An 18,318-nucleotide genomic window follows, 5' to 3' on the forward strand; every position below is an offset into this window, starting at 1 on the left:
GGAAAAGCGCTCTTGATCGCGTTCATTTGCCCTGCTGCGCTGCTGCCCCATGGGTTGGGGTCCGGCATGTCTGTGTTCTGCGGCCTTGGCGCCATGAGCGCCAGTTCCTTGGCGGCGGCACTTACAGAAACGCCGGGGTGGCAAAGATCTGCTCAACACATTCGAAGCAGCACGCTATCGATCACTCCCAATCGATCACCTCACAGGGATCACTCTGATGTGGGCTGATCTCGATCGATGTTGAACCGGGTCGGCATGCCCGACCAATGACTGTGCTGAAGACGTTCGTCTGGCTTGAGCAGCAGCCGAGCAGATGCACGGTAAGGGTGCGGGCCATTGTCGGCGCGGCGATCTCGCGGTCGCCGCGGCTGCCATGGGCTCTGGGCCGCTGCCGCGGCCATCGGCGCATAGCTTCGCTGCCGCTCCGGCGGCCCCTTGGCAAGCCGATCAGCGCCGATACGTTGAGCCGGCTTGTGTGGCATGGCGGACATGAAGCGGGCAGCTGACACTTGCGTGCGGCGCAGCCGGCAGCGGCCTGGCCGGAGGCGCGCCGAAGCCGGTGGGGGCAAGGCGCTGGCCTTGCTGCTGGCGCTGTGTTGCCTCACCTGGGCGACCTGCGGTGCTGTGGCTGCCTACGAGAGCGCTCTGCCGCCGCGGCCGCTGGACGTGCCTGCCGAAACTCCGGTGGCGGACTTGGGCGCCAACGAGGCGTTGCCAGAGCACCTGCTGGCCGTGCTGCAGCCCGGCCCTCAGCCCCACCCGGAGCCGCTGCCCCTGGCCGCCGGCACTCTGCCGCTGCCACCACCCCCACCGCCACCACTGCTGGTGCCGCTGGGAAACAGCCCCGTGCTGGCCTATCCCCTGGCCGTGCCGGCCACCGAGCTCGACCCTTACGGCTGGCGTTACTCAGAGTCGCGTGGTCGCTGGCGGATGCATGCCGGTGTGGACCTGATCGTGCCCGCTGAATCGGCCGTGCTGGCGGCCCTGCCCGGCACCACCAGGCTGGTGGATGACGTGAGCGGGTACGGCCTCACGGTGGTGATCGATCACGGCGATGGCTGGCTCACGCTTTATGCGCATCTTTTGGATGTGGCCGTGGTGCCCGGGCAGGGTGTGAGCAGCGGTGAACGCATCGGCCGGGTAGGCCAGACAGGCAGAGCAACCACGCCCCACCTGCACTTCGAGCTGCGGCGCCAACGGGACGGCCGCACCGTGGCCATGGATCCATGGCCGGTGATGGCGGAGCCGCTGCTGGCTGGCGCGGCGGCTGTAGGCCGCTGAACCGCGATGGCTGCAGAAGGCGGATGCCGCAGCCCCGGTCCTTAGGGCTGCAGTGGTTTCATGATGGCGTCTTCCCGTTGCGTCTCCAGCTGGGTTTGCTGGCGTGCCGCTTCCTGGGCGCGGCGCAGGCTGCCGTCCATCGCCGCAGGGCCGGTCGGAGCGGCACCTGTGGGTGGAGCGGGGGCGCCCATGCGTGTCCACCACAGGCCGCCCAGCAGCAGAGCGGCGATCAACAGCGTGAGGAGTCCCATGGCGGCGCAAGGGTGTGGACTGAGCATGGCGCGGCAGGGCGCCGGCGGCAGCAGCCGGGGCCGACCGGTGGCACGCTGGGACCCGCCGCCCCGGGGAGGGCCATGCCTGCCTTGAACCGCTGCGCTGTGAGCGTCGTGCCGCGCCAGCCCCTGCTCGACTGGGCCGTAGGGCTCGGCCTGGAGCTGCCGGGAGCAGCCGCGCGTGAAGCCGGGCTGTATCTGCTCCCTCCCTATGCCACCGATGCGGAGGCGGAAGGCTTGCTGCGCCGCGCCCACGCTGTGATCTTTGAAACGGAACTGGCGGTGTGGTGCCCCGTGCAGCACCTCTGGCCCCAGGACCGCAGCTACGGGGTGTTCCGCCGTTGGTTCGAGCCCCGTTTCCATCCGCTGGTGCAGGATCTCGTCGTAGGCGGCAGCCTCACCGCTGACTCCTCCAAGGCGGCCGTCCTGGCCGCCGTTGCTGCCCGTGCTCCGCTGGCGGGCGATGACGCAATGCCAGAGCGGACGGGCATGCCGCTGCCGCTGCGAATCCTGGCCGGGGTCGGTGCGCTGTCGTTTCTGCTGATTGGCCTCAACAGCCTGCTGCTGCCGCCGGCCGCCCCACCGGCCGCCCCGCCCCAGCCACCGGCCGGTCAGGCGACCTGAGCGCGATGGCGGCCGCTGCGTCAACAACCCTCTCTGCAGCAGCCGTGCTGGCGGCGGTGCTGCCACTGGCAGTGGGTGCGGCGATGAGTCCGCTGGTGCTGGTGCTGCAGGTGCGCCAGTTGCTGGCACCTGCTCTGGGGCTTGCGCGGGCCTGGGCGTTCCTGTTGGGCGCTGCCGTGATCACCCTCGTTTGGCTTGGGCTCGGCCTGGCCGTCGGCGATCTGCTGCCGCCCCGCCCCACGGGGCCGGATCCGGTGGCGGCGACCCTGCATCTGGCCGTGGCGGCGTTGCTGGTGTCGCTGGGCGCGGCCAATCTGCTGCGTGCACAGCCTGGTCTCGCGGTTGCCCCACCACCCCCGACACCTGCAAGGGCCGCCGCGCCGTGGTCGGCGTTTCGGCTCGGTCTGGGGGCGATGGCGGCCAACCTCAGTTCTCTGGCGCTGTTTCTTCCGGCGGTGCAGGATCTTGCCCGCGCCTCGCTCGACGCCGCTGAACGCGCCGGCCTGTCGGCATTGCTGGTGGGCTTCACCCTCCTGCCTGCCCTGTTGCCGCCGTGTCTGGTGCTGGCCAGTGGCCGCCGCGGTGAGCAGCTGCTGGAGCGGCTCGGGCGCTGGCTGAACAGCCATCAGCGCCAGGTGAGTGCCACGCTCTGCTTTGTGTTCGCCGCTCTGCTCACCGTCAACGGGCTGGCTCGGCTGTAGGGCTGCGGAAGCCGCTCCAGGCCTTGAGCTGCTCGAGGGTCTGCAGGCCTTCCCGCCGCTCCCCTTTGAGGGTCCAGGTGGGGTAGGCCCGCACGCCGGCGCTGCTGCAGCGCTGCCGCCCCGCGTCGTCCTTGTCGCATTCCACGTAGGGGAGGCGGCGGCCCGCCTCGGTGCCGAACAGGTTCTTCTGCTCGAAGCAGTAGGGGCACCACCAGGCGCCGTAGAACACCGCCCCCTGCTGGATCAGAAAGTCGACCAGTGCCAGTTGTTCGGCGTTGGAGGGCTTGAGGGCTTCACCGAGCGTGCCGGTGCTGGAGGTTGCTGGCCTGGAGCCGGAGGCCACAGCGGGCGCAGCTGCCAGCGCTGCCGGGCCTGGCTGGGCACCAAGGGCACTGAGGGCGAGCACCACGGCGAGCAAAGGCATCGGCAGCGCCAATCACGACCTGCAGCGTAGGCAGAGCCCCAACGGCGGCGTTCGGGCTTCCGCCCTCCGCCGGCCTTCCACCACGACGCTCCGGCTGGGAAACTGGAGAGGCTGAACGTTCTTGCTGACGTGCCGATGAGCCTGCCTCGATGAGCGCCAACGGCTATCGCGACTACTACAAAGTGCTGGGCCTTGAACGGGGAGCCGACGCGGACGCCATCAAGCGTTCCTTCCGCAAGCTGGCCCGTCAGCACCATCCGGATGTGAACCCCGGCGACGCGGCGGCAGAAGCACGCTTCAAGGAGATCAGTGAGGCCTATGAGGTGCTCTCCGATCCTGACAAGCGCCGCAAGTATGAACAGTTTGGCCAGTACTGGAGCCAGATGGGCGGTGGCGGCGCACCGGGTGTCGATGTGGATTTCAGCCGCTACGGCAACTTCGACGACTTCATCAACGACCTGCTCGGTCGCTTCGGCGGGGCCGCCGGCCCCGGTGGCTTCGCGGGTGCACCGGGCGGGTTCGGCTTCTCGGGAGGCTTTCCGGCCGGGTTCGGCGGCGGCTTCACTCCAGGCACCGGCCGCGCTAGCGGCGCCCAGCTGGATGCGGAAGCCACGATCACCATCACCTTTGCCGATGCCTTTCGCGGCTGCGAGCGCACCCTGGCCGTCAACGAAGAGCGGGTTCAGGTGCGCGTGCCCGCTGGGGTGAAGAACGGCAGCCGCCTGCGCCTCAAGGGCAAAGGCAACCTCCAGCCCGGCACCGGCCGGCGCGGCGACCTCTACCTCAACCTCACCCTGCAGGAGCATCCAGTCTGGAAGCTGGAGGGGGATCAGCTACGGGCCGATCTGCCACTCAGCCTCGACGAGCTCGCCCTTGGCGGGGATATCCGGGTGATCACCCCTGACGGCGATGCCACCGTTCAGGTACCCCCCGGTGTGCCCCTGGGGCGCAGCCTGCGCTTGAAGGGCAAGGGCTGGCCCCAGAAAGATGGCCGCGGCGATCTGTTGCTCACCCTCACCCTTGCCCTGCCTGACACCTACAGCCAGCAGGAGCGAAAGCTGCTCGAGCAGCTGCGCGATGCGCGCAGCACCGACCCAAGGCGGGAGTGGTGCAAAGCCGCCATTCTCTGAACCCCTGCCACAGGAGGGCCTCCGAGGCGGGGAGCGCTGATCCGTAGGATCCGGCCAGCAGGTTTGCCCGTATGGAACTCACCTATCGACCCCGTCGGTTGCGCCGCACCCCGGCTCTTCGAGCGATGGTGCGCGAGTTTCAACTCGACCCCGCCGATTTCATCTACCCCCTGTTCGTGCACGAAGGGGCCAGCAATGAGCCGATTGAGGCCATGCCCGGCTGCCAGCGCTGGAGCCTGGAAGGGCTCGTGGAAGAAGTGGGCCGCGCCTGGGATCTGGGCATCCGCTGCGTGGTGCTCTTCCCCAAGGTGGCCGATGGCCTCAAAACGGAAGATGGCGCTGAATGCTTCAACGAGGGTGGGCTGATTCCTCGAGCCATTCGCCGCCTGAAACAGGAACACCCGGCCATGGCGATCATGACCGACGTCGCTCTTGATCCCTATTCCTGCGATGGCCATGACGGCATCGTCAACAGCGAAGGTGTGGTGCTGAACGATGAAACCGTGGCCCAGCTGTGCCGTCAGGCGGTGGCTCAGGCCCGCGCCGGCGCCGATCTGCTCGGCCCCAGCGACATGATGGATGGCCGGGTGGGAGCGATCCGGGAGGCGCTCGATGAAGAAGGCTTTGAGCACATCGGCATCATCAGCTACACCGCCAAGTACGCCTCCGCTTACTACGGCCCCTTCCGGGAGGCACTCGATTCCGCCCCGCGTCCGGTGGGGAACAAGCCGATCCCCAAAGACAAGTCCACGTATCAGATGGATCCGGGCAACGGCCGCGAGGCGCTCACCGAAGCCTTGCTGGACGAGCAGGAAGGGGCCGACATCCTGATGGTCAAGCCGGGCCTGGCTTATCTCGACATCATCCATCGCCTGCGCGAGGAATCGGAACTGCCGATTGCGGCTTACAACGTGAGTGGCGAGTACGCCATGGTGAAGGCGGCTGCCCAGCGCGGCTGGATCGACGAGCGCGCCGTGGTGCTCGAAACGCTGCTCTGTTTCAAGCGCGCCGGTGCCGATCTGATCCTCACCTACCACGCCTGCGATGCGGCCCGATGGCTGAGCGAACGGTGACCTCCTCCGAGCCGGCGGCACCTCGCCCCACTGGTCAGGCCCGGCGGCGCCCCTCCCCATTGATGGTGTGGGTGCTGGCCCCCTGGCTGGTGGCTCTGTTGCTCGTGCTGCTCGCCCTGCGCCTGCTCGCCCTTGAGGATTTCAATCTTCAGGCCTCCGGCTGGGGCCTGCTGGGCAGCGCCGCCATCTGCTTCTCGATCGGCTGCGTCTGCCGGGTGTCGCTGCTGCTGGCCGACCGGCGCTGAGCTCCGCCTCACCGCGGGGCCTGCGGCGGCTCAGAATGGACTCAAGACCAGGACACTGTCGATGCCGGTGCGAAGACTGGGCCACGTGGCCCTGCGGGTGCAGGACATGGCCCGCGCCAAGGCGTTTTATCAGGCCCTCGGCCTGCGCCTCACCTGGGAAGCCGACGATTGGTCCTATCTGCAGGCCCCCGACGGCGGTGACGGGGTGGCCCTGCTGAGCCCGGCCTACACCGCCGCCGGGCCCCACTTCGCCTTTCACTTCAGCGAGCGCGCCGAGGTGGATGTTGTTCACGGCGAGCTGCGCGCCGCTGGCCATCCGGTGGGCCCGCTGCATGATCACCGCGACGGCACCGCTTCCTTTTACCTCCAGGATTCGGAAGGAAACTGGCTGGAGATGCTCTACGAGCCTCCCGAAGGCATCCCCTCCAACCAGGGCGAGGAGCCGATCGCTGCGGCTCTGCCTGATGGCTCCTCAGCCGCCATGGCCGGCGCCGGAGCCACCGGAGCCGCTGCCCTAGCCGGACAGGTGCAGGGGCTGGCTTGAACCCGATCGAGGCTGAAGCCCTTGACCTGCTGGAGTGGCCTCGCCTGGCGGAGCACCTGGCCAGCTTCGCCAGCACGCGCGCCGGTGCCCGCCACTGCCGCTCCCTGCTGCCCGCCGCCAGCTGCGCCGAGAGCGAGCGCCTGCTCTGTGAAACCACGGAGTTGCTGGGCCTCGATGGCGTGCTGGAGGGGGGGCTGAGCTTTCAGGGCGTCGCCGATCTCGGTGGCACCCTCCAGCACTGCAGCAAGGGGGGCACCGCCTCCGGTGAGGCCCTGCTGGAGGTGGCCACCACCCTGGCGGCCGGCCGCCGCCTGCGCCGCCAGATCGAGGACGAGGACCTGCGGCCCGTCACCAGCGGCCTGGTGCAGAACCTGCGCACCCTGCCGGAGCTGGAGCAGCGTCTGCGCTTCTGTATCGAGGAAGGCGGGCGTGTGGCCGACCGCGCCAGCCCGGCGCTGGCCGCGCTGCGGCTGCAGCTCTCGGCTCTGCGCCAGCAGCGGCGGGAGCGGCTCCAGGAGCTGATTCGGCGTTGCGCGCCCCTGCTGCAGGACAACGTGATCGCCGAACGCAACGGCCGGCCAGTGCTGGCGGTGAAGGCGGGGGCGGCCTCCCAGCTCAGCGGCCTGGTGCACGACAGTTCGGCTTCCGGCAGCACCGTATTCATCGAGCCCCAGGCGGTGATCACCCTGGGCAACCGGCTGCGGGAGCTGGAAGGAAAGGAGCGCGAGCTCGAGCAACAGGTGCTGGCGGAGCTCAGCAGCCTGGTGGCGGCGGACACAGATGCCCTCCACACCCTGCAGACGGTGCTGGTGCAGCTCGATGGCGCCGTGGCCCGCGCTCGCTACGGCCAGGACCTTGGCGGGGTGCGCCCCGAGCTGTCCGCCACTGCCGAGGCCCCCTTCCAGCTCGTGGATCTCTGCCATCCGCTGCTGCTCTGGCAGGAGCGGCGCGAGGGCGGCAGGGCGGTGGTGCCGGTCACGGTCACCGTGGGCAGCGACCTGCGGGTGGTGGCGATCACCGGCCCGAACACCGGCGGCAAGACAGTCACGCTCAAAAGTGTGGGGTTGGCGGCCCTGATGGCGCGCGCCGGCTTGTTCCTGCCTTGCCGCGGCACGCCGCGGCTGCCCTGGTGCGGCTCTGTCCTGGCCGACATCGGCGATGAGCAGTCGCTGCAGCAGAACCTCTCCACCTTCAGCGGCCACGTGCGCCGCATCGCGCGCATCCTCGAAGCGCTGCCGCCGCCGGGAACGCACGGTGGCGCCTCCCTGGTGCTGCTCGATGAGGTGGGTGCCGGCACCGACCCCACCGAGGGCACCTCCCTGGCGATCGCCCTGCTGCGCCATCTCGCCGCCCGCGCCCGCCTCACCATCGCCACCACCCACTTCGGTGAGCTGAAGGCGCTCAAGTACGAGGATGCCCGCTTCGAGAATGCCTCGGTGGGCTTTGACGTCGAAACCCTCTCGCCCACCTATCAATTGCAGTGGGGCATTCCGGGCCGCAGCAACGCCCTGGCCATTGCCAGCCGCCTCGGCCTGGAGCCGGCCGTGATCGAGGGCGCCACCGCCCTGCTGGCGCCGAAGGGGGAAGGGGAGCTGAACCAGGTGATCCGTGGCCTGGAGGATCAGCGGCGCCGCCAGCAGGAGGCTGCCGAAGAGGCGGCTGTGCTGCTGGTGCGCACCGAGCTGTTGCACGAGGAACTGCTGCAGCGTTGGCAGCACCAACAGGAGCAGTCTGCGGAACTGCAGGAGCAGCGGCGCCGCCAGCTGGAACACTCGATCCGCGATGGCCAGCGGGAAGTGCGCCGCATCATCCGCCGTCTTCGCCAGGGCGACACCGATGGGGAGGAGGCGCGTCAGGCGGGCCAACGGCTCAAGCGCCTGCAGCAGGAACATCAGCCTCAGCCGGAACGCCGCCAGCACCGCGGCTGGCGGCCCTCTTTGGGGGAGCGGATTCGCGTGCTCTCGCTCGGCAAGGCGGCGGAAGTGCTGGAGATTGCCACCGACGGCCAGGAGCTCACGGTGCGCTGCGGCGTGCTGCGGCTCACCGTGCCGCTCGACGGGGTGGAATCCCTCAGTGGCGAGAAGCCGGCGCCACCGGAGCCGCCTGTGGTGCAGGTGCGCCGCCAGCCCGGCCGCAGCGGCGGCAGCGCCCAGGTGCGCACCGAACGCAACACCGTGGACGTGCGCGGCCTGCGGGTGCACGAAGCGGAGGCAGCCGTGGAGGAACGGCTACGCGCGGCGGAAGGGCCGGTGTGGGTGATCCACGGCATCGGCAGCGGCAAGCTCAAGCGTGGCCTGCGCCAGTGGCTGGACACCGTGCCCTACGTGGAGCGGGTGAGCGATGCGGAGCAGGGTGACGGTGGCCCAGGCTGCAGTGTGGTCTGGGTGGCATGAAGCCTCAGATCACTACAACACCGGTGATGGTGAGTGCCAGACCGGGGCTGAGAGTGTGCAGGGTGGGAACGACCCGGGGGCATTTCACTCTTGAAATGGCTGACCCGTTAACGAGGTGGTCTTCCCCTTATGCACCTCCGCCCTGCTGGGCTCAGAGATCGAGCACGGGCAGTTGAGGTTCCGGCCCCGTGCGCTCGGGGCCGGCGGTGGTGGTCGGTGGCAGTGCCAGTGCCTCCCCGGCGGCATCGAACAGCCGCCAGCCGCTGGGGTCCACGTCGATGTGGATCCGCTGCCCCGGCACCACCCGCTGGGAGGGGTCGGCCCGCAGCTGCACCAGATGGCCGCCCTCCAGAAGCCGGGCGCTGATCAGCAGTTCATTGCCGAGCGCCTCCACATGGGTGACGTCGCCCGGCAGATTCCGGTTGGTGGCCGGTGCCAGCTTCAGATGCTCCGGCCGGAGCCCGCCTGTAAGGGGCGTGGAAACTCCACGGGCGGCATGGGAGGCCAGGGCGGCGGCCATCGGGCCTTCCACCAGGAAGCGACGGGCATCGAGCTGAATCTGATCGCCACCTGCGGCCTGCACCGGCAGCAGATTCATCGGTGGGCTGCCGATGAACTGGGCCACGAACAGATTCGAAGGCCAGGTGTAGAGCTCCATCGGCGTGCCCAGCTGCTGCAGCCGGCCTTGGTTGAGCACGGCGATGCGATGCCCCATCGTCATCGCCTCCACCTGGTCGTGTGTCACGTAGAGCGTGGTGGTGCCCAGCCGCTTCTGAAGCGCCACGATCTGGGCGCGGGTGCCCGTGCGCAACTTGGCGTCGAGGTTGCTGAGCGGCTCATCCATCAGGAACACGGCGGGCTCCCGGGCGATCGCCCGCCCCAGGGCCACCCGCTGCTTCTGGCCGCCGGACAACTCCTTGGGACGCCGGTCGAGCAGGGGCGTGAGGCCCAACTCCTCGGCCACCCCGGCGATGCGTGCCTCGATGCGCTGCTCACGCTTCGAGGGCAGGCGCAGGGGGGCGGGCAGCCCGCGGCTGCAGCGATGCAGGCTGTCCTGCAGCTGCTGGGCCACGCTGCGGGGACGGCTGCGCCGCAGCCCGAAGCCGATGTTGTCGGCCACGCTCAGGTGCGGGTAGAGCGCGTAGCTCTGAAACACCATCGCCACGTCCCGCTGGGCCGGGCGCAGGCCACTCACGGGCCTCCCGCCCACCAGCACTTCACCATCGGTGGGGGTTTCCAGGCCCGCCAGGATGCGCAACAGAGTGCTTTTGCCGCAGCCGGAGGGACCCACCAGCACCAGGAATTCACCATCGGGCACGTCGAGGTCGAGCTGGCGAAGCACCTCCACAGGCTGGCTGCCCCGCCGTGGTGGAAATGTTTTGCTGACCTGCTGGAAGCGAACCTCTGCCAAGACGGAGCCTCTGACCGGCCGATCCTAGGGTTGGCCTCAGGTTCGGCCTTCGTTAAGGGATTCCTTGCAGTTCATCGATCAAGCCCGCATAGCGGTCCAGGGCGGCCGGGGCGGCGACGGCATCGTCGCGTTTCGTCGGGAAAAATATGTGCCGGCCGGTGGTCCTTCCGGCGGTGATGGCGGCCATGGTGGGGCCGTATGGCTGCAGGCCGATGCCAACCTGCAGACCCTGCTGGATTTCAAATACAAGCGGCTGTTTGCCGCCCCGGAAGGCCGCCGCGGCGGCCCGAACCGCTGCTCCGGCGCCGGCGGGGAGGATCTCGTGGTGCGGGTGCCCTGCGGCACCGAGGTGCGCGACCCTGACACCGAAGCCCTGCTCGGCGATCTGATCGAGCCAGGGGATCGCTTGCGGGTGGCGGCTGGAGGCCGCGGCGGGCTGGGCAACGCCCACTACCTGAGCAATCGCAACCGGGCCCCCGAGAAGTTCACCGAAGGCAAGGACGGGGAAGAGCGGCAACTGCAGCTCGAACTCAAGCTGCTGGCGGAGGTCGGCATCATCGGCCTGCCGAATGCCGGTAAGAGCACCCTCATCAGTGTGCTGTCGGCCGCCAAGCCGAAGATCGCCGATTACCCCTTCACCACCTTGATCCCGAATCTCGGTGTGGTGCGCAAACCCAGTGGGGATGGCACGGTGTTCGCCGACATCCCCGGTCTGATCGCCGGCGCCGCCCAGGGCGCGGGGCTGGGCCACGACTTTCTCCGCCACATTGAGCGCACCCGACTGCTGGTGCACCTCGTGGATGGCTCCAGCGCGGATGTGGCCCACGACCTGGCGGTGGTGGAAGCGGAGCTGGTCGCCTACGGCCATGGGCTGGCCGATCGCCCCCGGCTGCTGGCCATTAACAAAGTGGAACTGCTGGATGAAGATGCCCTGGCAGCAGCTTCAAACGCGCTGAACGAGCGTTGGCCCCGGGAGGTGCTGGCCATCTCCGGGGCAACGCGTCAGGGGCTCGATCGATTGCTGGAAGCGGTCTGGAAGGAACTCGACCGCAGCGAACAGGCCCTGGTGGCTCAGTCGTCGTAGACGCGGCACTCAGGGGCTTCAGGGTTCAGGTCGCAGTAGACCTCGAGCGAATTGGGATCGTGATTGTCCTCGGGGTGATGGGTCTTGTATTCCTGCAAAGACTTGAGCTCTTCCTCAAGGTGACGAACCTTGGCCTCGTTGCCCGTGGCCTTGGCTGTTTCGATTTCGATCTGGTCCTTGAGGATGTGCTCGTCGATGGAAGTCATAAGACGGCCGACCTGCGGCAACCGAATTTTTCCAGTCCACCCTACGGGTCGTGCGCCAGCTTCGCCGGGCCGTGTGGGCTCCAGCTCATCAACCCCCCGCCAGCATGGGGTAGATCCCTGTGCCAGCGGGTGGTTTTGCCCTGGTCTCAGGCCGGCAGATCACTCAGTTCCAGCCATCGCTCCTCGCCGGCATGGATGCGTTCCACCAGGGCGGCCAGTTCCTGGGTGAGGCTCTCCAGCCGGGCGTAGTCGCCCTGCCCGCCGCCGGCCAGCTCTGCTTCGAGCCGGCTGCGGCGCTCCTCCCAGCCCGGCAACTGCTGCTCCAGATCCGCCAGCTCGCGGCTTTCCCGGTAGCTGCGGCGCCGGGGCCTCTCGGTGCGTTCGCCCGTTCCCCTGGCTGGCGGGGCGGACGCTTCAGGCGTGGGCGGCGCTGCAGTGGGCGCCGGTGAGGGTTTGGCCGCGGCCTGGGCGGACTGGGCCAGGTAGGCGCTGTAGTTGCCCTCGAAGCGCCGCAGCACCCCGCCCTCGAAGCAGAACAGCCGGTCCACGGTGCGATCGAGGAAGTAGCGGTCGTGGGACACCACCACAACGCAGCCGCGGAAATCCTCGAGGAAGTCTTCCAGCACCGTGAGCGTGTGCACGTCCAGGTCGTTGGTGGGTTCGTCGAGCAGCAGCACGTTGGGCGCCTGAATCAGCAGCCGGCACAGGCAGAGCCGCCGCCGCTCGCCCCCGGAGAGCTTGCCGATCGGGCTGTGCTGCTGGGCGGGGGGAAACAGGAAGCGCTCCAGCAGCTGGGACGCACTCACCTGCACACCGCCCAGATCGATCCGGCTGGCTGCCTCCTGCACAAAATCGATCACCTTGCGCTCCATGCCCTTGCCGGCGAACAGATCGTCGGTCTGCTGGTCGAAGTAGGCCAGCTGCACGGTGCTGCCCAGCTCCAGGCGGCCCTGCTGGGCCTGGCGCCGCCCGGCGATCAGGTCGAGCAGGGTGGACTTGCCGGAGCCGTTCGGGCCGATGATGCCCACCCGGTCTTCCGGGCTGAAGTCGTAGCTGAAGTCGCGCAGCAACGGCGTGCCGCTCGGGGTGGTGGGCGTGGTGGCCGCCTCTGCCCCGGCCGGGCCCTGCGGCGCCCACACGCTGAGATGCTCCGCCGTGATCGCCCGCTTGCCCAGCCGCCGACTGGTGGTGGCCAGGCTGAGCTGGTCCTTGCCGGCGCGCACCGGCGCCTCCCGCATCGCCTCGATCCGCTGGATGCGGGCCTTCTGCTTGGTGCTGCGGGCCTGCGGTCCGCGTTGCAGCCATTCCAGTTCGCGCCTCAGCACTCCCTTGAACTTGGCGGCACTGGCTGCTTCGGCGGCCTCCTCACCCGCCTTGATCTGCAGGTAGCTGGCGTAGTTGCCCTCATAGGTGCGGGCTTCGCCCCGGTCCACCTCCACGATGCGGCGGGTGACCCGGTCGAGCACGTAGCGGTCGTGGGTGACCAGCACCAGGGCGCCGCGGAAGCGGTCCAGGTGGTTCTGCAGCCATTCGATGCAGTCGGCATCCAGGTGGTTGGTGGGTTCATCCAGCAGCAGCACGTCCGGCTCAGCCACCAGTGCGGAGGCCAGGGCCAGGCGCTTGCGGAAGCCACCGGAGAGCTCCCCCACCTTGCGCTGGGTGTCGCGGATGCCGAGCCGGTCGAGCACCTCGCGGCACTGCTGCTCCAGATCCCAGGCCTGGCAGTGGTCCATGCGGCTCTGCAGATCGCCCAGCTCCGCCAGCAGGGCGTCGTGCCTGGCCCCGGACGACCCGGCCAGCGCCTCACTCACCGCGGTGAAGCGCCGCAGCAGCTCCGTCTTCTCGCCACTGCCGGCGAACACCTGCTCCAGCACGGTGCGCTGGGGGTCGAGCGTGGGGTCCTGGTCGACCAGCACCACGTTCAGGCGGGGCGAGCAGCGGCGTTCCCCTTCCCCCGCCGGCTCCACCCCGGCGAGCACCTTGAGCAGGGTCGATTTGCCGGCGCCGTTCGGGCCGATCAGCCCGAGCCGATCGCGCTCGCCCACGTGCAGGGTGAGGTCGCGGAAGAGGGTCTTGATGCCGAAGTCCTTGGCGACCCCCACCAGGCTGATCAGGCTCATCGGCTGACGCCCTGCGCCTGGGCCTGGGCCTCGAGATGGGCGAACACGCTTTTGTCACCCACATCAGCCTGCGCCGCCATCGGGAATTTTCGCAGGCACAGCACCAGCAACAGGGCCGCCTGCAGCAGCAGCAACCCGAACGTCTGGCGGGGATCCAGCAGTCCGCTGAGCCGGCCCAGCAGGGCCACGGGCAGCACGAGGGTCACGCCGATCGCCTCCGGCCGCTGAAAGCAGAAGAACTCCTTGAAGCCGATGCCGGCCTGGGCGGCGAAGAAGGGGCCGATCGCCCAGATCCAGCGGGGATCGGCCGCCAGCGTGTCGAGCATGGCGTCGGGGCCCACCCGCAGCGCCAGTCCCACAGCACCGGCGCAGCCCAGCAGCCAGAACAGCTGCAGCGCCCGGTGCAGAGGCCGCAGGTAGATGTGAATCCACTGCAGCGCCAGCCCCAGCCCTGCCGCCATCACGACCAGCCACGGCCACGACCAGACCCCGCCGAAGCGTTGCCACTGCCACAGCAGGGCCAGCTCCGCGATCGCGAGCGCCAGCAGAGCGAGGCGATAGCCGAGCACCTCACGCCGGTCCTCGGCCGTGATCGTGAACAGTCCGTAGACACCCTCGAACACCGGATCGGTGCTGGCGCTGGGATCGATCGATCGGGCGTTCATCGCATCATCTCGAGGGGAGAAGCCTTCACCAGTGTGGTCAGGTCGGGGCCGGCCGGAATGATCCCGGAGGGGTGCAGTGGAAACAGAGCACCGAAGTAATCCTGCCGCCACGCCATGGGGAAGCAGGTCTTGGCGACTCCTTCGATCGCATGGAAGCGGCTCCGCCAGCCCCATAGGGCGGGGAATTGCCAGAGCGGCCGGCGGCTGCAGCCGAACAGGGGGGCATAGACCAGTTCCAGGCGAATCAAGGTGGGGAACAGCACCACGTCGGCGAGGCTGGGGGCGGTGCCGCACAGCCAGGGCCCAGCGGCCTGGAGCTCCGCCTCGGCGGCCTCGAGGGCCTCGAACAGGGCTGACTCGGCGCGGTTGTAAGCCGCCTGGTTGCGGGCGAAGCCGCAGCGGTACACGCCGTCATTGACGTCTCCCTGCAGGCGCTGGCGCCAGGCATCGCGGCGCTCGCTCTGATCGGCAGGTTCAAGATCGGGCACCCCCTCCGGTGCCGGCCAGCGGTTGAGCAGCTCGATCAGCCGCGCGCTCTCATTCACCACGATGCGGCGCTCGGCGCGGTCGTAGAGCACCGGCACCGAAGCCGGCGCGGTCGCTGGAGCTCCGCAGCTGCTGTAGAGGTCGGCCAGAGCCTGGGCCCCTTCGAAGGGCGCTGAGAACTGCCAGCGGCCGGCGCCGGGGTCCGGTTCCACAACCACCAGATCAATCGTCGATTGCAGCTGGCGCAGGGTCCATACCAGCCAGGCGCGATGGGCCCATGGGCAGCTGCGGCCCACGATCAGCACATGGCCCGCGCTGGTGCCGGCTGTGGCCGGCAGGGGCGGCAGCACGGCGAAGGCCCCGGCGGGACGGCAGTAGTTGCCCTCGGCGTCGGCGGGGCCCAATCCACCCATCAGCTGTTGCCATTGCCAGCGCCAGGCCGCGCGAACGCAGGCCACCACGGGCGGAGGAACGGCCATTTCCACTACGGGCGAGTGCTCCGACTCTGGCCTGGCCGGGATCCCCTGCCAGCCTGTGGCGCAGGTGTTCGCAGGGACGGGCGCAAATGGCCGCAGACAAGGTGCTGGTGGTGGGCGGAACCCACGGCAACGAACGCAATGCCCCCTGGCTGCTGGAGCACTGGGGCCGCCACCCCGCCCACCTCGACCGCGCCGGGCTGGCGGTGGAGCTGGCGGTGGGCAATCCCGCGGCTCTGGCGGCAGGGGTGCGGTACCTCGATCACGATCTCAATCGTTCCTTTGGCCTGGAGGCTCTGGCGGATTCCGAGCGCAGCTCCCTGGAGCTGCTGCGGGCGCGCCAGCTGCTCGCCGATTTCGGGCCCACAGGCGCCAATCCCTGCGGGGTGGTTCTCGATCTGCACAGCACCACGGCGGCGATGGGCAGCTCCCTGGTGCTCTACGGGCGCCGCCCCACCGACCTGGCCCTGGCCGCCGGCATTCAGGCGCAGCTGGGGCTGCCGATCTACCTGCACGAGGGCGACCCCGCCCAGAGCGGCTTTCTGGTGGAGCGTTGGCCCTGCGGTGTGGTGATCGAGGTGGGTCCGGTGCCGCAGGGGGTGATCACCGCCACCATCTGCCACCAGACGGCCCTGGCCGTGGAGGCGGCGCTGGCCACCCTGGCAGCGGCACGCGCCGGGTCGCTACGGCTGCCGGTGGCTCTCACCGTCCACCGCCACCTTTGCAGCCTCGATCTGCCGCGCCATCCGGATGGCCGTCCGGCCTGCTGCCTGCATCCCAGTCGTCAGCACCGCGATTGGCAGCCCTTGCAGCTCGGCGATCCCCTGTTTCAAGGCGCCGATGGGGCCACCGTGCCGTTCGAGGCGGAAGCGGCCGGCATGATCGGCACTGCCATGGCAGCAGGAGATTGCACCTGGCCGGTGTTCATCAACGAAGCGGCCTACGGCGAGAAGGGCATCGCTCTGAGCCTCACCAGGCGGGAGCGGTGGCCCAGCAGCCAGGAGTGGGGGGAAGCCCTCCAGCAGCTGGCCCGGGATCTCGCTTGTGCCCGTTGAAGGGTGAGGCGCTCAGCGAGGGGCCTGGCCACCATCGGGGCTGGCCTGATTCAGCGGAGCTGCCTGGGGGGCGGGGGTGGGCCGGGGAACGCCGTTGTAGACCACGCCAAGAACCTGGCGGCCATCGGCCGAAATCCTCAGCTCGGTTTCGGTGTTCGGCGGCAGGCCGAGCACCTGCCAGCCAGGAGGGCCTCCCAGAAAACGGAAGGTGTAACCCTCGGCATCGGCCTTGATCAGGCAGTTGCCGGCGGCACGGTTGTACATGCAGGCGTCAGGGCGGTAAACGCTGAGCCCGCCATTGAGTTTCTCGGCCTGCATGCGGGCCAGGTTGGTGGCCCGCTGGCGGGTGAAGGGGAAGGTGTTGTAGGGATCGGTGGTTTGGCCGATCACGGCGGAGGCCGACAGCAGCAGGCTGGCGCCCAGGAGAACGGGGGAGAGTCGCATCAGGGGAAAAGAGCGGCAGGGGCGCCGGAGATCAACCGCAGACCCAGGTGCCTTGCTCCTTGGTGCAGGGAAGGTCGGAGCTGGATCCATCTGCCCAGTAAATCCTGAGCCGGTCGTCCTGGCTACCCATACGGAAGGTGAGCGACTTGACGACGCCGGCAGGCGGTTTGCCTGCGGGGTCGGCAGGGTTGGGGCGGGAGGGAGCAGCCAGCCGCTGCTCCAGCTGCTGGAGCCTGAGTTCGACCCGATCCAGCCGTTCAGGCGTCTGGTCCGCTGTTTTGAAACAGCCAGTGAGGCCGGCGGCACTGACCCCGAGTGCGAGCACCGTGAGGGTGAGTCTTGATGGTGCAGGCAACGACATCGCTGGAAGCGCGGTCAGGTCGATGCACTCCTAGCAATCGGACTAGCCGTTGGCCAGCCGCTCGCTCCAATAGACGACGGCGCCCTGCTGCTCGAGCTGCAGGCGGCGGTGGCGGGCTTGGTGGACAGGAACCGTTTCGGTGCAACGGTTTCCGTGCAGGTCCCAGCAAATCAGAACCATGGGGTGCGGGTGGCCGGGAATACAAAGAAAACCTTAAGCCCGCTGCCTGTGGCGCGGTCGCTATGTGGTCGATTCATGACCCCCACCCCGCGTCTGTTTTGGGGTGCAGCCTCCGCTGTGCTGCCCGGGCCCAGTGCTGGGGTGGCGTTTCGATCGCCTGCCAGGCACTGAAACCCTCGTGTCTGCCGGCCACAGCCGCCGTGCACCGCTCTCCTTGATCGCAGGCCAAGCCGCTGAAGTTTGCGTCTGCGAGCTGGGCCCCGTCGGTTCGCGCCGGAGCAGGGAGCCTTCGCGCCTGACAACAGGTTGAACCTGAACGCTTCGGGGATTCAGACGGCTTGCCTGAGCGCTTCAGGTCTGAATGCTTCGAACCCGAAAGCTTCGAGGTTGAAAGCGTCTGGCCTGAACGCGTTGAACCGTCGAGACTGAAACCGAAGCCAAACCTTAAGCGCCCCACACATCCCGCAATGTGCTGTTACATTGCGTCAGGCGAAAGGCTCCGGCCTGCGGAGGGGACGTTCCCCCGACGCTTTCGCCTTACTTAACCGACCCCTTCGGGGGCCACACCCAACGCTCTCATGACCACCACTCTTCAGCAGCGCCAAGGCGCGTCTGCATGGAGCCAGTTCTGCGAGTGGGTCACCTCCACCAACAACCGCCTCTATGTGGGCTGGTTCGGTGTGCTGATGATCCCCACCCTGCTGGCCGCCACGATCTGCTTCATCGTGGCCTTCATCGCTGCCCCCCCTGTCGACATCGACGGCATCCGTGAGCCGGTCGCCGGTTCCCTGATGTACGGCAACAACATCATCTCCGGCGCCGTTGTTCCTTCTAGCAACGCCATCGGCCTGCACTTCTACCCCATCTGGGAAGCCGCCAGCCTCGATGAGTGGCTGTACAACGGCGGTCCTTACCAGCTGGTGGTGTTCCACTTCCTGATCGGCATCTTCTGCTACATGGGCCGCGAGTGGGAACTCTCCTACCGCCTCGGCATGCGCCCCTGGATCTGCGTCGCTTACAGCGCTCCTGTGGCCGCTGCTTCCGCCGTGTTCCTGATCTACCCCTTCGGTCAGGGTTCCTTCTCTGACGGCATGCCCCTCGGCATCTCCGGCACCTTCAACTTCATGCTGGTGTTCCAGGCGG

General features: G+C 68.5%; 20 protein-coding genes and 1 pseudogene. 11 read left to right on the top strand and 10 right to left on the bottom strand.

The genetic code is table 11. The annotated features are described in order from the left end of the window. Positions 1–513 precede the first annotated feature (513 nt). Positions 514–1,281, top strand: a complete 768-nt coding sequence (locus tag KBZ19_RS15135) for a M23 family metallopeptidase (RefSeq protein WP_255101130.1) — start codon at positions 514–516, stop codon at positions 1,279–1,281. A 41-nt stretch (positions 1,282–1,322) separates the two neighbouring features. Here KBZ19_RS15135 and KBZ19_RS12430 read toward each other — a convergent pair whose 3' ends face one another. Then, entirely contained in the window at positions 1,323–1,532 is a 210-nt protein-coding gene (locus KBZ19_RS12430; RefSeq protein WP_094512765.1) for a hypothetical protein, read from the bottom strand. A 111-nt stretch (positions 1,533–1,643) separates the two neighbouring features. Between KBZ19_RS12430 and KBZ19_RS12435 the strand changes: the two genes are divergently transcribed. Both KBZ19_RS12435 and KBZ19_RS12440 read left to right on the top strand, forming a co-directional pair. After that, a complete protein-coding gene (locus KBZ19_RS12435; RefSeq protein WP_255101131.1) occupies positions 1,644–2,177 on the top strand; it encodes a hypothetical protein in 534 nt (177 codons plus the stop codon). 5 nt (positions 2,178–2,182) lie between these two features. Further along, on the top strand, positions 2,183–2,878 hold the full coding sequence (locus KBZ19_RS12440) for a GAP family protein (protein WP_094512767.1): 696 nt from the start codon (positions 2,183–2,185) through the stop codon (positions 2,876–2,878). Here the strand turns inward: KBZ19_RS12440 and KBZ19_RS12445 are convergent. Continuing rightward, complete coding sequence (locus KBZ19_RS12445) at positions 2,856–3,302, bottom strand: hypothetical protein (protein WP_233132951.1); 447 nt, start codon at positions 3,300–3,302, stop codon at positions 2,856–2,858. The genes KBZ19_RS12440 and KBZ19_RS12445 overlap by 23 nt on opposite strands. 149 nt (positions 3,303–3,451) lie before the next feature. On the opposite strand from KBZ19_RS12445, the gene KBZ19_RS12450 reads away from it, so the two are divergent. From KBZ19_RS12450 to KBZ19_RS12470, 5 genes are all read left to right on the top strand, one after another. After that, the gene (locus KBZ19_RS12450) at positions 3,452–4,432 is read left to right on the top strand and encodes a DnaJ C-terminal domain-containing protein (RefSeq protein WP_094512768.1); all 981 of its coding nucleotides are present in this window, start codon (positions 3,452–3,454) and stop codon (positions 4,430–4,432) included. A gap of 71 nt (positions 4,433–4,503) precedes the next feature. Continuing rightward, positions 4,504–5,505 (top strand): porphobilinogen synthase, encoded by a 1,002-nt coding sequence (hemB, locus tag KBZ19_RS12455; RefSeq protein WP_255101132.1) that lies wholly within the window; start codon positions 4,504–4,506, stop codon positions 5,503–5,505. Then, entirely contained in the window at positions 5,487–5,750 is a 264-nt protein-coding gene (locus KBZ19_RS12460; protein WP_255101133.1) for a hypothetical protein, read from the top strand. The genes hemB and KBZ19_RS12460 overlap by 19 nt, the downstream gene beginning before the upstream one ends. 61 nt (positions 5,751–5,811) lie before the next feature. Then, on the top strand, positions 5,812–6,294 hold the full coding sequence (locus tag KBZ19_RS12465) for a VOC family protein (RefSeq protein ID WP_094512771.1): 483 nt from the start codon (positions 5,812–5,814) through the stop codon (positions 6,292–6,294). Next, the gene (locus tag KBZ19_RS12470; RefSeq protein ID WP_255101134.1) at positions 6,291–8,687 is read left to right on the top strand and encodes an endonuclease MutS2; all 2,397 of its coding nucleotides are present in this window, start codon (positions 6,291–6,293) and stop codon (positions 8,685–8,687) included. Before KBZ19_RS12465 ends, KBZ19_RS12470 begins: the two co-directional genes overlap by 4 nt. Positions 8,688–8,838: 151 nt before the next feature. On the opposite strand, the gene KBZ19_RS12475 is transcribed toward KBZ19_RS12470, so the two are convergent. Continuing rightward, on the bottom strand, positions 8,839–10,098 hold the full coding sequence (locus tag KBZ19_RS12475) for an ABC transporter ATP-binding protein (RefSeq protein WP_094512773.1): 1,260 nt from the start codon (positions 10,096–10,098) through the stop codon (positions 8,839–8,841). Positions 10,099–10,162: 64 nt separating this feature from the next. On the opposite strand from KBZ19_RS12475, the gene cgtA reads away from it, so the two are divergent. Next, positions 10,163–11,182, top strand: a complete 1,020-nt coding sequence (gene cgtA, locus KBZ19_RS12480) for an Obg family GTPase CgtA (protein ID WP_255101135.1) — start codon at positions 10,163–10,165, stop codon at positions 11,180–11,182. On the opposite strand, the gene KBZ19_RS12485 is transcribed toward cgtA, so the two are convergent. The 4 genes from KBZ19_RS12485 to KBZ19_RS12500 form a co-directional block, all read right to left on the bottom strand. Next, positions 11,170–11,388, bottom strand: a complete 219-nt coding sequence (locus KBZ19_RS12485; RefSeq protein WP_094512775.1) for a Calvin cycle protein CP12 — start codon at positions 11,386–11,388, stop codon at positions 11,170–11,172. The two genes, cgtA and KBZ19_RS12485, sit on opposite strands and share 13 nt — an antisense overlap. Positions 11,389–11,534: 146 nt before the next feature. Beyond that, positions 11,535–13,508 (bottom strand): ABC-F family ATP-binding cassette domain-containing protein, encoded by a 1,974-nt coding sequence (locus KBZ19_RS12490; RefSeq protein ID WP_255101136.1) that lies wholly within the window; start codon positions 13,506–13,508, stop codon positions 11,535–11,537. Next, positions 13,505–14,173 carry a DUF2301 domain-containing membrane protein gene (locus tag KBZ19_RS12495; RefSeq protein ID WP_255101137.1) on the bottom strand — a complete coding sequence of 223 codons (669 nt, stop codon included), beginning with the start codon at positions 14,171–14,173 and terminating at the stop codon, positions 13,505–13,507. The genes KBZ19_RS12490 and KBZ19_RS12495 overlap by 4 nt, the downstream gene beginning before the upstream one ends. Further along, positions 14,170–15,138, bottom strand: a complete 969-nt coding sequence (locus KBZ19_RS12500; protein ID WP_094512826.1) for a glutathione S-transferase C-terminal domain-containing protein — start codon at positions 15,136–15,138, stop codon at positions 14,170–14,172. The genes KBZ19_RS12495 and KBZ19_RS12500 overlap by 4 nt, the downstream gene beginning before the upstream one ends. A gap of 86 nt (positions 15,139–15,224) precedes the next feature. On the opposite strand from KBZ19_RS12500, the gene KBZ19_RS12505 reads away from it, so the two are divergent. After that, a complete protein-coding gene (locus KBZ19_RS12505) occupies positions 15,225–16,190 on the top strand; it encodes an aspartoacylase (RefSeq protein WP_255101138.1) in 966 nt (321 codons plus the stop codon). 12 nt (positions 16,191–16,202) lie between these two features. Here KBZ19_RS12505 and KBZ19_RS12510 read toward each other — a convergent pair whose 3' ends face one another. The 3 genes from KBZ19_RS12510 to KBZ19_RS12520 are packed head-to-tail and all read right to left on the bottom strand — an operon-like array spanning position 16,203 to position 17,175. Further along, positions 16,203–16,634, bottom strand: coding sequence for a hypothetical protein (locus tag KBZ19_RS12510; protein ID WP_094512779.1), 432 nt, complete (start codon positions 16,632–16,634; stop codon positions 16,203–16,205). Between the two features lie 31 nt (positions 16,635–16,665). Further along, on the bottom strand, positions 16,666–16,995 hold the full coding sequence (locus KBZ19_RS12515; protein ID WP_094512780.1) for a hypothetical protein: 330 nt from the start codon (positions 16,993–16,995) through the stop codon (positions 16,666–16,668). Positions 16,996–17,037: 42 nt separating this feature from the next. Then, positions 17,038–17,175, bottom strand: a complete 138-nt coding sequence (locus KBZ19_RS12520) for a hypothetical protein (protein WP_198948278.1) — start codon at positions 17,173–17,175, stop codon at positions 17,038–17,040. 578 nt (positions 17,176–17,753) lie between these two features. Between KBZ19_RS12520 and KBZ19_RS12525 the strand changes: the two are divergent. Further along, positions 17,754–18,318: pseudogene (locus tag KBZ19_RS12525) on the top strand (photosystem II q(b) protein); the annotation flags it as partial.

The organism is Synechococcus sp. L2F (assembly GCF_024345695.1).
Lineage (GTDB): Bacteria > Cyanobacteriota > Cyanobacteriia > PCC-6307 > Cyanobiaceae > MW101C3.